The 13629-nt window shown below is 65.5% G+C and carries 12 protein-coding genes; 3 read left to right on the top strand and 9 right to left on the bottom strand.

Going from position 1 to position 13629, the window contains the following annotated elements:
* Positions 1-90: 90 nt before the first annotated feature.
* Positions 91-1188 (bottom strand): OmpA family protein, encoded by a 1098-nt coding sequence (locus tag VI08_RS18825; protein ID WP_045831173.1) that lies wholly within the window; start codon positions 1186-1188, stop codon positions 91-93.
* Positions 1189-1388: 200 nt separating this feature from the next.
* Positions 1389-2840, bottom strand: coding sequence for a bifunctional 2-methylcitrate dehydratase/aconitate hydratase (locus VI08_RS18820; protein WP_045831172.1), 1452 nt, complete (start codon positions 2838-2840; stop codon positions 1389-1391).
* Positions 2841-3128: 288 nt separating this feature from the next.
* On the opposite strand from VI08_RS18820, the gene VI08_RS18815 reads away from it, so the two are divergent.
* Positions 3129-3797 (top strand): TerC family protein, encoded by a 669-nt coding sequence (locus VI08_RS18815; protein WP_045831171.1) that lies wholly within the window; start codon positions 3129-3131, stop codon positions 3795-3797.
* Positions 3798-3964: 167 nt separating this feature from the next.
* Here VI08_RS18815 and VI08_RS18810 read toward each other — a convergent pair whose 3' ends face one another.
* From VI08_RS18810 to VI08_RS21880, 6 genes are all read right to left on the bottom strand, one after another.
* Positions 3965-4819: an outer membrane protein gene (locus VI08_RS18810; RefSeq protein WP_052698059.1), complete on the bottom strand. Its 855-nt coding sequence runs from the start codon at positions 4817-4819 to the stop codon at positions 3965-3967.
* Positions 4820-5031: 212 nt separating this feature from the next.
* On the bottom strand, positions 5032-6414 hold the full coding sequence (locus VI08_RS18805) for a hypothetical protein (protein ID WP_052698058.1): 1383 nt from the start codon (positions 6412-6414) through the stop codon (positions 5032-5034).
* A 24-nt stretch (positions 6415-6438) separates the two neighbouring features.
* The gene (locus tag VI08_RS18800) at positions 6439-6951 is read right to left on the bottom strand and encodes a hypothetical protein (protein ID WP_045831170.1); all 513 of its coding nucleotides are present in this window, start codon (positions 6949-6951) and stop codon (positions 6439-6441) included.
* Positions 6948-7631 (bottom strand): C39 family peptidase, encoded by a 684-nt coding sequence (locus tag VI08_RS18795; RefSeq protein WP_045831169.1) that lies wholly within the window; start codon positions 7629-7631, stop codon positions 6948-6950. The genes VI08_RS18800 and VI08_RS18795 overlap by 4 nt, the downstream gene beginning before the upstream one ends.
* A complete protein-coding gene (locus VI08_RS21075) occupies positions 7631-7993 on the bottom strand; it encodes a hypothetical protein (RefSeq protein WP_052698057.1) in 363 nt (120 codons plus the stop codon). Before VI08_RS21075 ends, VI08_RS18795 begins: the two co-directional genes overlap by 1 nt.
* 86 nt (positions 7994-8079) lie before the next feature.
* Entirely contained in the window at positions 8080-9012 is a 933-nt protein-coding gene (locus tag VI08_RS21880) for a hypothetical protein (RefSeq protein WP_052698056.1), read from the bottom strand.
* Between the two features lie 325 nt (positions 9013-9337).
* On the opposite strand from VI08_RS21880, the gene VI08_RS18780 reads away from it, so the two are divergent.
* Together VI08_RS18780 and VI08_RS22420 are read left to right on the top strand one after the other, a co-directional pair.
* On the top strand, positions 9338-11356 hold the full coding sequence (locus VI08_RS18780; protein WP_045831168.1) for an NADPH-dependent 2,4-dienoyl-CoA reductase: 2019 nt from the start codon (positions 9338-9340) through the stop codon (positions 11354-11356).
* Between the two features lie 499 nt (positions 11357-11855).
* The gene (locus VI08_RS22420; RefSeq protein WP_269745858.1) at positions 11856-11984 is read left to right on the top strand and encodes a hypothetical protein; all 129 of its coding nucleotides are present in this window, start codon (positions 11856-11858) and stop codon (positions 11982-11984) included.
* A gap of 481 nt (positions 11985-12465) precedes the next feature.
* Here VI08_RS22420 and prpC read toward each other — a convergent pair whose 3' ends face one another.
* Positions 12466-13623 (bottom strand): bifunctional 2-methylcitrate synthase/citrate synthase, encoded by a 1158-nt coding sequence (gene prpC / locus VI08_RS18775; protein WP_045831167.1) that lies wholly within the window; start codon positions 13621-13623, stop codon positions 12466-12468.
* Positions 13624-13629: the final 6 nt, after the last annotated feature.

The following is a 13629-nucleotide window of genomic DNA, read 5'->3' as shown; positions in this document are numbered from 1 at the left end:
GAGCGCGCTCCCACAGCTGGGGGGGGGAGCCCATAAAAAAAGAGCCCGGCTTGCGCCGGGCTCCTTTTCGTAGCTACCGATTGACGCGGATTACTGCTGGACCTGCAGTTCCGTGCGACGGTTGCGAGCGCGGCCTTCGGCCGTGTCGTTCGTGTCGATCGGGTTGCCTTCGCCGTGGCCGATCGGGCCTTCCAGGCGATCGGCAGTGATGCCGTGCGAGGTCAGGTAATCGAACACGATCTTGGCGCGACGCTCGGACAGGGACTGGTTGTACGCGTCCTTACCCACGCTATCGGTGTAGCCGGCCACCGTGACCTTGACCTGCGGGTAACGCTGCAGGGTGTCAACGGCCTGGTCGAGGACGCCCAGCGACTCGCTGGTCGGCTCCTGCAGGGTCGGGCCGATGTTCGTCTCGCCCTTCTTCGGACGGTCGAACTTGAAGTTGACGCCGCGCAGGTCGATGACGACCTTCTGCGGGCAACCATCCGGGCCGACGATGGTGCCAGCCGGGGTGGCCGGGCACTTGTCGTCGCAATCGTTCACGCCGTCGCCATCGCTGTCGAGGGTGGAGCAATCCGGGGCAGCCGGGGGCGGAGCAGCGGCCGGGGCCGGGGCCGCCGGCGGCTCGCCGAAGCGCGAAACGATCGAGAAGCCGAGGAACCAGTCGCCGTAGCCGTTCTCGCCGTCGTTGGTCTTGTCGTCCCAATCGTAGCGGTAGCCGGCTTCCACGCGGAAATCGGAGCTATCGGTGATGGTCTTCGAGACACCGACGCCGAGCTCGGCGGCCGGGGACCAGCCATTGTCGGCCGGGTTGTGGTGGTACGAGCCCATCACGCCCGCCAGCAGGTACGGACGCCAGCTATCCCACGCACCAGCGTAGAAGCGAGCGGCGACGCCGTAGCTGTTGTTCGACCAGTGGCCGGTGCCGTCGTTATCGCGCTTGGTGCGATCGGCGAAGATGTCGATCGAGGCGTTGTTCGAAATGAACTTGCCGAAGCCCAGGCCGTAGTACACCTGGCGGCTGTTGGTGTTGCGGTCGGTGTCGTTGTAGTAACCGCCAACCGTCGGGGCGATGTACCAGCGGCCGTCGTAGCCGTTACCCGCGCTTTCGGCGGATTCCTGCGCGTGAACGGCACCCACGCCGCCCAGGGCCAAGCCGATCAGCAAAAACAAGCCCTTACGTTTCATCGGTGTCTCCTCGTTATTGGTATTCGCGTCCGCGCTCCACCCCAAACGGAAATCGCGCGTTAAACACTATTTTTTGTCGCATCCGGGGACTTGGCTGTCCCTCGCTTGTTACCCCTTCAACGGGCGGCGGCAGTTTAGCAAAAAAACAACATTTGAGCGAAGCTTGCCGCCAGCCGTTCATACTTGAGTCACGGCCATTATCAAGCCGTGAAGAGCGTCATGAACTCGTGAACGGGCATCGCGTCGAGCTTTTCGGGGCTCCCGGTGATGCTGAGCACCTTCTCAACCCGGTCGGCAGCCATCTCGGCACGCAGTGCGGCCTCGAACTTTTTGAGGAGAACCGGAATACCTTCGGCCCGGCGATTACGGTGGCCGATCGGGAAATCGATCGAGATTTTTTGCGTGCTTGTGCCGTCCTTGAAGAAAACCTGCACCGAATTACCGATATAACGCTTTTCGGGGTCGAAATAATCCTTGGTGAACTGCGGATTCTCGACCACCGTCATTTTCTCGCGAAGCGCGTCGATGCGCGGATCGGCCGCCACGCTGTCGTTGTAATCATCGGCGGTGAGGCGGCCGAAGATGAGCGGCACGGCCGTCATGTACTGGATGCAATGGTCGCGGTCGGCGTAGTTGGCCAGGGGGCCGGTCTTGTCGATGATGCGGACACCGGCCTCCTGGGTCTGGATCTCCACGCGCTCGACCTCGTCGAGGCGGTGGCCGACCTCGGCATGCAGCTGCATGGCGCACTCCACGGCCGTCTGGGCGTGGAACTCGGCCGGGAAGCTGATCTTGAAGAGCACGTTCTCCATGACGTAGCTGCCGAACGGGCGCTCGAACTGGAAGGCGTTGCCCTTGAAGGCCACGTCGTAATAGCCCCAGGTCTTCGCCGAGAGCGCCGACGGGTAGCCGACCACGTTGCGGTACACGGCGTTGATGGCGTGGGTGACGGCGCGGCGGCAGGCGTCACCCGCGGCCCAGCTCTTGCGCGGGCCGGTGTTCGGGGCATGGCGGTAGGTGCGCAGGGCGCCGTTGTCGATCCAGCTGTGCGAGACAGCCGTGGTGATCTGTTCCTTGTCGCCGCCCAGCATGGCCGTGGTGACGGCCGTGGAAGCGAGGCGCACCAGGATGACGTGGTCCTGGCCGACGCGGTTGTAGCTGTTCTTGAGGGCGTAGCAGCCCTGGATCTCGTGGGCCTTGATGGCGTAGCCGAGCACGTCGCGCACGGTGAGCGCCTTGCCGCCTTCGGCGACGGCCTTGCGCGAGAGGTAGTCGGCCACCGACAGGATGGCGCCGAGGTTATCGGAGGGGTGGCCCCACTCGGCGGCCAGCCAGGTGTCGTTGAAATCGAGGTAGCGCACCTGGGTGCCGATGGCGAACGCCGCCTGCACCGGGTCGAGCTCGTGCGAGGTGAACGGCACGCGCACGCCGCCCTGCATGGAGGCGCCCGGGACGATGGGGCCGAGGTGCTTGACGCAGTCGGGGAACTTCATGGCCAGCGCCGAGCAGGCCAGCGAATCGAGCAGCATGTAGCGCGCGGTGTCGTAGGCCTCCTGCGAGTCGATCTGGTAATCGGCCACGTAGTTGGCGATGTCCACCATCGGCTGGTCCGGGTCGGGACGCGTGGCGGAACGGATGTCGTGTGCGCTCATGGGCTTCACTCGCGAGGGGGTGGTTGGGAAACCCGGGATTTTAACCGCTCACCCCCCATGGGTGTCTTGCCGCGCCGCAGCTGAAGCCTCAGAATCCTCCCCACTACAACCCAAAGGGGAGTAGTTCCGCGGGGCCCCTGCCCCGTGCGCGACGATCGTCAATACGGGTGCCACAGCACCCCGGGCGTCGCGGCGGCATCGCGCCGGGAACGAGACTTTTGCGGTGGAGACGGGCGCGCGTACCCGTCGCCGCCGCATTGGTCCACCGCAGCGCGCGAGGGCAGCCCCATGGATTTCCTCACCACCGAATTTCTCTCCGGCCTCGCCGCCATCATCCTGCTCGACCTGGTGCTGGCCGGCGACAACGCCATCGTCATCGCCCTGGCCGCCCGCAACCTGCCCCGCGAGCTGCAGAAGAAGGCCGTGTTCTGGGGCACGTTCGGCGCGGTGGCCCTGCGCATCCTGCTCACCTTCGCGGTCATCTGGCTGCTGAAGCTGCCGGGCCTGATGCTGGTGGGCGGCCTGCTCCTGGTGCCCATCGCCTGGAAACTGCTCAAGCACGAGGACCACGACCCGGCCATCACGCCCGCCCAGGGCTTCTGGGCAGCCATCCGCACCATCGTGGTGGCCGACGCCCTGATGGGCCTGGACAACGTCCTGGCGATCGCCGGGGCCGCCAAGGGCCACATGGGGCTGGTGGTGCTCGGCCTGGCCATCAGCGTGCCGCTGGTGGTGTGGGGCTCCACGCTCATCCTGCGCCTCATCGAGCGCTTCCCCATCGTCATCTACATCGGCGCCGCGGCCATCGCCTGGACGGCGGCCCGCATGATCGCCCACGACCACCTGGTGGCCTCGTGGTTCGAGGCTCGCCCCTGGGCGCCGTGGTTGCTCGACGGGGTGCTGGTGGCCGGTGTGGTCGGGCTGGGCTGGCTGGCCCAGCGAAAGCCAAGAGCGTGAAACCTGCTGTGGGAGCGCGCTTGCGCGCGATGGCGCTTGCCGCACACCCATCGCGCGCAAGCGCGCTCCCACATGGCTTCTTTCAGATGTAAAAAAGGCCGCCCGCAGGCGGCCTCGGATTCCCCCCGGCAAGGGCGATGGGCCAGGGCCCACCGCCAACCGGCTGGTCAGAACCGGAAGCGCACGTAGGCGGCCGGTCCGTTGAGCTTCATGTCCAGGTCAAGATCGTAACGGCTCTTGTCCTGGTGCAGCTTGATGCGAGTGTAAGCGTATTCGGCGCCAAAGCCCACGTTCTGCCACGGGAACCATTCAAGGCCGATCGCCGTGTCGAAGATGTGGCCATACAGCTGGCCGCCGTTCTTCTTGACGCCCGACGCATTGACATACATGCGCCACTGGTCGTTGAACGCGTGGCGCCAGCCCAGCTGCAGGTTGGGCGCCCAGGCGTCGATGTCGGTGGAGGTGCTGGTCGACTGGGTCTGGCCCAGCGCGGTGACCGAGCCCTCGATGCTGCCCTTCACCTTGTAGTACGCCGCACCCAGGCCAACGCCGAACACGTCGTCGCCCGTGCCGAACCACCACTTGTAGGCCGCGCTGCCAAAGCTGAACTTCAGGTCGGCCTTGGCGAAGGCCGAGGCCGTGATCGGCTGGCCCATCACGGTGGTCGATTCATTGAACGTGCGCGAGTGCGAACGATCCACCTCGTACCAGTCGAACGCGAAACCCTGGTGTTCGCCGATGAGGAAATCGAGGCGGACGCGCGGCACGGTCTTGTGCTTCTTGAAATCGAGGTCGTCCTCGAAGTTCACCTTGCCATTGCTGTTGAAGAACTGGGTCTGGCCGCCCAGGGTCGTGTCGTTGGAGGTGTAGTAACCGCCGACCCAGACGCTGACGTTGTCGAGCGCGGGGGACTGGGACTTCTTCTCGCTGTCCTGCGCATGCGCGGCAGCACCGAAGACAGCGAGCGATGCGATGGCGAGGCCGACCACGGCCTTGCCACGACCAAAATTGCGAATGCGCATGTACAAACTCCCAAAGATTAAAAATCGAGCAAAAGGTCCAACCCCCGGTCGAAATCTTAACGATGCGTTATGTATGCGTCGCGTGCAGGGGAACCTTCGGGCGTTTGAAACGTGATCGCGTTCACGCGAGTGAACGCAAGGTGAAACAAGTCAGAAGTGAAAGGGCCGGGATGCAAGCACCCCAGCCCTCGCGTGGTGGCGAATAGCGTGGCTTAGAGCGTGATGGGCACGCGTACCGTCACGGTGGTATCCGGGGTATCGCGGGTCACGCCAACGCCCAGCGTGATGTTCATCGTTTCCTTGTCGTTGAAACGATACGAGCCGCCGATCAGCAGCGAACCCAGCGTCGAGCGCGCCGAACCAGGGATGGGATGGCTGTTCTGCTGCGTGCGGCCTACGAATGCCTGGTCGTAACCGATGCTGATCGATGCCTTCTCATTGAGCGACAAGCCCATGCCGATGCTGATGTCGGCGATATCGCCCGCCTTGATGTCACCAAGGAATTGTTTGCCGGAACCGAGCACGTTGCGGCTGACGTTCTTGCGCTCGAAGTTGTGCAGGTAACTGAAGTTGCCGAAGAAGACCACCGGATCGGACGGGTACAACCAGGTGAGGCCGAGCTGACCGGAGTAGAAGCCGGAACCCGTGGGGCTTTTGAGCGGCAGCCCGGTGCCTGTCACGTTCTGCAGGCATCGCGTCACGCAATCGCTGGTCACTTCGAACGGGTCTTCGCCCGTGCGCGACTTGGCGCGGAACCAGCCGATGTAATACGGCTTGTCGGCGCCGCCATCGTTGATCTGGTAGCGCAACGTGGCTTCGATATCGCCGATGCCCTTGCCGCTCGTGGTGAACAGGTTGTCCTGTGCCGTGCCAGTGAAGATCTCGCGGCTGATCGTATCCGTGTGCGTGTCGACATACGGCACGCGGACCTCAAGTTCCATGCGGTTCGTCAGGCCGTAGCGGAACGCGACCGCGCCGGTCTGCGTCGTGGTCTTTACCTGGCGGACATCGACCAGGCCGATAAGGATCGCCGGGATGACGGTATAGCCCACCAGCGATACGCGGTCGCTGGACGAATAGCCATACTGGTACGAGGGCTCGACGATGAGCTTGCCACGCGGGGTAAGCACGCCAGGCTGGTCGAAGATCGGCGCGACCTCAGGCGGGCGCTCGTCCGTCTCGGGCCGCTTGCCCACGGGCTGCGTGGCCGCTACCGGTTGCGATGCCGGTGCCACCGGCGCGCCTGGCGCCGGCGTGCCCGGCGGCACCTGGTCCTGCGGCGGCGCTGCGCTAGCCTGTGCCCCTGCGGCAGGCGGTGCGCCTGTCGCACGCGCCTCCTCCAGGGCTGTCATGCCGACGGCCTTGCGCAAGTCGTTGTACGCGACCTCTTGCGACGCCAGCTCGCGCTTCATCTGCTCAAGCTCGGCGAGCTGCTCCGCCATGCGGCTTCGCATCGCGTCGATCTTGCGGCCCTGCGCTTCGATCTTCTCACGCAGCGCCGGGTCGACCGGCGCGGCATCCTGCGCAAGGCATGCCCCAATCCACATCGGGAGCACCGCGAGCGACAAGGCGCCCACGCACGTTTTTGCCTGCATCACCCTGCCGTTGCGATACATGCGTTAGTTCCCCCGGAACTGGATCGTCGTGTCCCGTATAGCTTCGTCGATACGCAACCCCTGCAACATCTGCGAGGTGTTCACCGAGGCATCAATTTTCGTCGTAGCCGAAATGGCCTGGTTGTCCAGCGCGTTCTGCACCACCAAGCCAGGCGAGACGCTGGTGGGCAGGGTGACGCTCGACAAGCCGGGGGCCTGTGCACTGGTCGCAGCCCCTGTATTGCCATTCGCCACGAACGTCGTACCCATGAAGGCCTGCATGGCCGTGGCCTGGTCGGCGGTGATTTTCGTCACATCGGGTATGTTGACGGTCTGGCGGATCGCTTCAACGCCATTGATCATCACCGTGCGCTCAAGCCCAAGCGACGCCTGGAACGAGCCCATGTCGAAGCCACCTCGGATCGCGTCCAGCCGCTCGTCGGGCACGGCGTGATTGACGGGGAAGTCGGCGGCGTGTGCACCGCCACAGGCAGCCAGGGCGATCGCCGTGGCGATGAGGATTCGTCGGGTGCTCATATATCCCCCGGTCCGCGCTTGGGCATGACGATGGGACCGAGGCCATTGCGTTCGATGCCTTCGGTGATCGGTGCCGCGGGCGCGACTGCCCAGTCGCGCGGACTGTTGAAGATGGCGCGGTCGCGTTCGTTATGTATGACGAAGACGATGTGATTCTTCCACATGTCGTCGAAGCGCCGTTTGGACATGGAACGCGTACCACGGGCGGGGTCGCCGATGAGCACGCGGCCGTTCTTGTAGCCTTTGACGACGACGAAGTGGTGGTAGCCGCGCTCGTCGATCAGCACGATGGCAGGGATGCCCTCTTCGTCCAGCTTTTCCAGCGGAACGGTGAAGCCATCAGCCTGGAAGCCACGCGACGCGAGGAAGCGCTTGATGTCGAGCAGCGAAAAGCCCTCGCGCGAGATCTTCCGGCGATCGCCGTTGGTGAACATGATGTCGAATGCCGACTGCTCGTCGACCGGGTACGCGTATTGGTAAGTGAGCAACGTGGCCACCGCCGCCGAGCCGCAACTGAAGTCGTATTTCTGGCGAATGGTGTTGCGGAAGCGGGCTTCTTTCAGGCTGGTCAACTTCATCGGGTACGAAACACCCGGGCTGGTCTGCACCTCGGCCTTGCCTGCGATGGCGAACGGGCTCGCCAGGGCGAGGCAGGCGGCGAGGGCGCAGGCCAGCTTCATCACTGCATCCTCACCGTCACGATCGTGTTGTTCTGGATGAGGACGTTGTTACCGGAATTCTGGATGCCGGTGATGATGCCTGTGCCGCTCAGCGCGGCATCTCCCATGTTGTTCGCGCCGTTGCCGATGCTGAAATTCGAATTGTTATCGACGGTGCCGTGGCTTTCCTGGTTGGTGACGCTGTTGTTCGTGACGTGCGTATCCGTGCCGCCCGTCATGGCCTGCAACTGGTCCACCGGCGTGGCGGTGCCGAACGACGGCGGTGGCTCGCCCGGCGGCGTGGCATGCGCGGCGCCTGCCGCGAGCCCTGTCGCCAGCAACGCCAGCGCCACGTACGCGGTGTGGGGTCGGAACATCGGCATGGGTGTGCTCCTGAGGCTGGGGTGCCCTTCGAGTTCCACGGGACGCCACAAGGGCGCCCCGTGGTTCCGTCGCTACGTGCGTGCGCTTACTGACCCACGTTCAGGTTGGCCTGGACGTTCACGGCCTGCTGGATGAGCGCGTTGGCGCCCGAGCTCTGCGCAAGGTTCAGCACGCCCGCCGCACCCGATGCCGAAGCCGACATGGTGTTGGACATGTTGAAGTCGCCAGTGCTCACGCCGTTCGAGCCGCCCATGCCGCCGCTACCGCCGGCGCCGCCGGAGTTGCCGCCGCCAGTGCCCGAACCACCCGCCCCACCTTCACCACCGGTGCCGCCCATGGCCCACGCCGTGCCGCCGGCGCCGCCGGTAGCCGAACCACTCGTCGACGTCGGCGACGAATCACCAGACGTCGTCGCGCCACCGGCACTAGCCGATGCGCCACCCGTGCTGGCGGTGGATCCGCCCGTGGACGAATCGGCGCCACGGCCGTTCGCGCGCGAGCTGGCGTTGCCACGGCCGGCATTGCCGCCGTCGCCATTCGTGTTGCCACCGTCGGCGTAGCTTTCACCGGCCGAGCCGCCGTTCCAGCTGCCAGCGTCGCCGCCGACCGCGCCGTGTGACGAGGCGCGTCCGCCGTTGCCGCCGTCACCGCCAGCCGCGCCACGGCCGTTGGCACCCGTCGCGTCACCGCCCGCACCACCTCGGGCGCCGTTGGCGTTGCCCATGTTGGCCGCGATGTTGCCGAAGTTATAGGTCTCGTTGCCCGAGACCGCGCCGTTCAACGTGACATCGTTGACCGCGTTGCTGGTGCTGGTGTTGAACGAGCTGGTGGCCGTCCAGTTGCTGGTGTTGTAGCTGTTACGCGTGGAGTTGTCATTGGCACTATCGGTCCAGGCCTGGGCCGTGGAATGACGCTGGGCGGACGGGCCAGCGGCTCCCGTCTGGGTGTCGTCGGCCATGGCCGGCAGTGCGAATCCGATAGCGAGGCAGATCGCCGTGGCGATGAGGGTCTTACGCATGGGAGAGTCTCCAGTGAGCGAGCGACGTGGTTCCCCTGTTGGATCGGGGGTGGCCGATGCGTCCTGCCAACGCGCCGGGTCACAGGAGGGAGCAATTAGCGTGCCTTCGGTCGCGCGGGGCGCGAGACCGCGCCACGACGCCATTTCACCGGTTTTCGCAAACTGAACCGATCACGTCCGTTGTTACGCGGCTGATACAGCCCGTAACGCCTGTGCGGCGACCCGGAACTGTCACTGTCGCGGCAGCTTTTGCTGCGCCAGCCCTTGCCGTCCGTGGCCTTAGGCCCGATGATTCGAACGATCGTTTGAACCGGAGCCGCCGCCCGTGTCCTACCCGCACCTCCTTGCCCCACTCGACCTGGGCTTCACCACCCTGCGCAACCGCGTGCTCATGGGTTCCATGCACACCGGGCTGGAAGACAAGGCGGCCGATTTCGACAAGCTGGCGGCGTATTTCGCCGAGCGGGCCGCGGGTGGCGTAGGCCTGATCGTCACGGGTGGCATGGCCCCGAACCTCCGCGGCTGGCTCAAGCCCATGTCGGGCACGATGTCGATGCCGTGGCACGTGGCGCGCCACCGCAAGGTCACCCGGGCCGTGCACGCCGAGGGCGGCAAGATCTGCATGCAGATCCTCCATGCCGGCCGCTACGGCTACCACCCGCTTTCCGTGGCGCCTTCTGCCATCAAGTCGCCCATCACGCCATTCACCCCGCGCGCGCTGGGCGCCGCTGGCGTGGAGCGCACCATCAACGCCTTCGTCCGCAGCGCGAAGCTCGCGCGCGACGCCGGCTACGACGGCGTGGAGGTGATGGGTTCCGAGGGCTACCTCATCAACCAGTTCCTCACCACGCGCACCAACACGCGCAACGACCAGTGGGGCGGTAGCGCGGAAAACCGCATGCGCTTCCCCGTCGAGATCGTGCGGCGCATGCGCGAGGCCGTGGGCAAGGACTTCATCATCATCTACCGGCTGTCCATGCTCGACCTGGTGGACAACGCGCAGCCCTGGGACGATATCGTCACGCTCGGCAGGAAGATCGAAGCCGCGGGCGCCACGATCATCAACACGGGCATCGGCTGGCACGAGGCCCGCGTGCCCACCATCGTCACCAGCGTGCCGCGTGGCGCGTTCACGTGGGTTACGCGGCGGATGAAGGGCAATGTCGGCATTCCGCTGGTCACCACCAACCGCATCAACATGCCCGACGTGGCCGAGCGCATCCTGGCCGGCGGCGACGCCGACATGGTCTCGATGGCCCGCCCGCTCCTGGCCGACCCGCATTGGGTGAACAAGGCAAAGGCCAACCAGGCCATCGCGATCAACACCTGCATCGCCTGCAACCAGGCCTGCCTCGACCACGTGTTCGGCAACAAGCTCGCCTCGTGCCTGGTGAACCCGCGCGCCTGCCACGAGACCGAACTGAAGATACTCCCCACCGCGGCGAAGAAGCGCGTCGCAGTGGTGGGCGCCGGCCCTGCCGGCCTGGCCGCCGCCACGACGCTGGCCGAGCGCGGCCACGCCGTGACCCTGTTCGACCGCGCCAGCGAGATCGGCGGCCAGTTCAACATGGCCAAGCGCATCCCCGGCAAGGAAGAGTTCCACGAAACACTGCGCTACTTCGGCCACCGCCTCGACGCGACCGGCGTCACGCAGGCGCTGGGCACCGAGGCCACGGTGGATTCCCTGGCAACGGGCGGCTTCGACACCGTGCTGCTCGCCACCGGCGTCACGCCGCGCCCGCTGGCCATCGAAGGCGCCACGCACCCCAAGGTGCTCTCGTATCTCGACGTGCTGCACGGCAACCACCCGGTCGGTGCCAAGGTCGCGATCATCGGTGCCGGCGGCATCGGCTTCGATGTCGCCGAGTTCCTCACCGAGGCCGCGCCCTCCCCCACCACGGACGTGGCGCGCTGGTCGAAGGAATGGGGCGTGGACATGGCGATGGCGACCCCCGGCGGCCTGATGAAGGCGACGCCCGAAGCACCGGAACGGCAGGTGTGGCTGCTACAACGATCGGAAGGCCGCCCCGGCGGGCGCCTTAACAAGACATCCGGCTGGGTGCATCGCGCGACGCTGAAGAACAAGAAGGTGCAGATGTTCGGCGGGGTAACGTACGACCGCATCGATGACGAGGGGCTGCATGTGACGATGGATGGCCAGAAGCACATCCTTGGCGTGGACCATGTGGTGGTCTGCGCGGGGCAGGAGCCGAACCGGGTGTTGCATGAGGGGTTGGTGGCGCGGGGTATCGATGTCCGGTTGGTCGGCGGTGCCGATGTGGCGGCCGAACTTGATGCGAAGCGTGCGATCGACCAGGCAACACGGTTGGCCGCTTCGCTGTAGAAAGCCCGGGCCAAAAGAAGGCTATGGGAGCCAGCTTGCTGGCGATGCTTTTTTATCGGTTCATTCGCTTTCGCGAATGCATGTATTGAACGGCATTCGCCGCCTATGGCGTGTGGCGTCGAGGCGAAGAGCCCTTGGTGCCCACCCTCGCGTCCAAGGCTGCGGCTACGCCGCCGTGTCTCCCATTCGCGCACCGGTGTGCGCTCCTACGGGCCTACGGCCGCTCTCTTGTGCGGAACTCGCCTCGAGGGTGGACACCAAGGACTCTTTGCAGCACGGAGGCAACATGGGGTCGAGCCACGCCCGCGGCGTGGGGCGCCCGCACGGAACAGGGGCGCGGACAGATCGTTGTCCGCGGACAGCACAGGGCAGCTCGCGCGTCTCGGTGAGAATGGCTTCACTGCGCGCCTTGCAGCCTACTCTCCTGGTTGGCACGGCCGATGCAGCTCCTTTGGCGAAAGGGCAAATACGCCCGCCCGCTATGTAAAGGAGAGCCGCCATGAAAACCGAAACCTTCCTGCTGAAGACTTTCTTCCTCGCCGCCGTGCTGACCTGCGTACTGACCATGGGCGCGATGGTGACGACCGATCCCGCCCACGCCGCCACGCTCATCGCCTCGGCCCGCTAAGCGCGGCAACCTGCAAGCCCCAACGGCCCACCTACCGCCCACCCTCTACCACCCCGGCAAGTCGACGTGGGCCCATCGCGTCGGGTGCGCGCGGCCTGCAAATATCACCAAGGCCCCAAGGCCCAGAGCCGCCCACGTGCATAGGCGTAGCTCGGCCACCACGCTACCTCCGTGCCGCAAAGGGTCCTTGGTGCCCACCCTCGATGCGAGTTCCGCACAAGCGCAGCGGCCGTAGGCCAATCTAATAACGTCGTGCGCCGGCAGGCGCATTTCCTTATCGAGCGCGGAGGACCTGTCTGAGCAGCGAGGGTGGGCACCAAGGGCTCTTCGCCTCGACACACCCAGGCCTAGGCGGCGAACGCCGCTCAACACATGCATTCGTGCCAACGAATGAACCGATAAAAAAGGCCCGGCTTGTAGCCGGGCCTTTCAAGAGCATCGCCAGCAAGCTGGCTCCTACAGTTGAGCAGAAAAGCAGCGATCAGCGCTTTTCGATCGGGATGTAGGACTGGTCTTCCGGGCCCGTGTAGTTTGCGCTTGGGCGGATGATCTTGCCGTCCTGGCGCTGCTCGATCACATGGGCGCTCCAACCCGACGTGCGCGCGATGACAAACAACGGCGTGAACATCGCCGTCGGCACGCCCATCATGTGGTACGCCGATGCCGAGTACCAATCCAGGTTCGGGAACATCTTCTTCAGCTCCCACATCAGCTTCTCGATCTTCTCCGAGACCTCGAACAGCCGCGGGTTGCCGCCGTCGGTGCACAGCTTGCGCGAGACCTCCTTGATGATCTCGTTGCGCGGATCGGAGACCGTGTACACCGGATGGCCGAAGCCGATGATGATTTCCTTGCGCTCGACACGGGCGCGGATATCCGCTTCCGCCTCGGCCGCGTCGCGGTAGCGCGCGATGATTTCCATCGCCACCTCGTTCGCGCCGCCGTGCTTGGGGCCGCGCAGCGCGCCGATGGCGCCGGTGATGCACGAGTACATGTCCGAGCCGGTGCCGGCGATGACGCGCGCGGTGAACGTGCTGGCGTTGAATTCGTGCTCGGCGTAGAGCACGAGGGAACGATCGAGCGCGTGGGCGTGCAGGTCGCTGGGCTTCTTGCCGTGCAGCAGGTGCAGGAAGTGCGCGGCGATGGTGTCGTCTTCGGTTTCGGTCTCGATGCGCTTGCCGTTGTGGCTGAAGTGGTACCAGTACAGCAGCATGGAGCCGAAGCTGGCCATCAGCCGGTCGGCGATGTCGCGCGCGCCAGTGACGTTGTGGTCGTCCTTCTCGGGCAGCACGGTGCCGAGCATGGAGGCGCCCGTGCGCATCACGTCCATGGGGTGCGTGGCGGCAGGCAGCAGTTCGAGGGCGCCCTTCACCGGTGCCGGCAAGCCGCGGAGGCGCTTGAGCTTGGCGCGGTAGGCGTTCAGTTCGGTCCAGTTCGGCAGCACGCCGTGGACGAGCAGGTAGGCCACTTCTTCGAACGAGCCCTTGGCGGCCAGGTCGTGGATGTCGTAGCCGCGGTAGTGGAGGTCGTTGCCGCTGCGGCCGACCGTGCAAAGCGCGGTGTTGCCCGCGGCCACGCCCGAGAGGGCGACGGATTTCTTCGGCTTCGGGCCGGCCGGGGCGGTGGTGGTGTCGCTCATGCGTGA

The organism is Luteibacter yeojuensis (assembly GCF_000964085.1).
Lineage (GTDB): Bacteria > Pseudomonadota > Gammaproteobacteria > Xanthomonadales > Rhodanobacteraceae > Luteibacter > Luteibacter yeojuensis_A.
The sequence above is the reverse complement of the archived record's forward strand: the minus strand, read 5'-3'. Positions and strand labels throughout refer to the sequence as shown.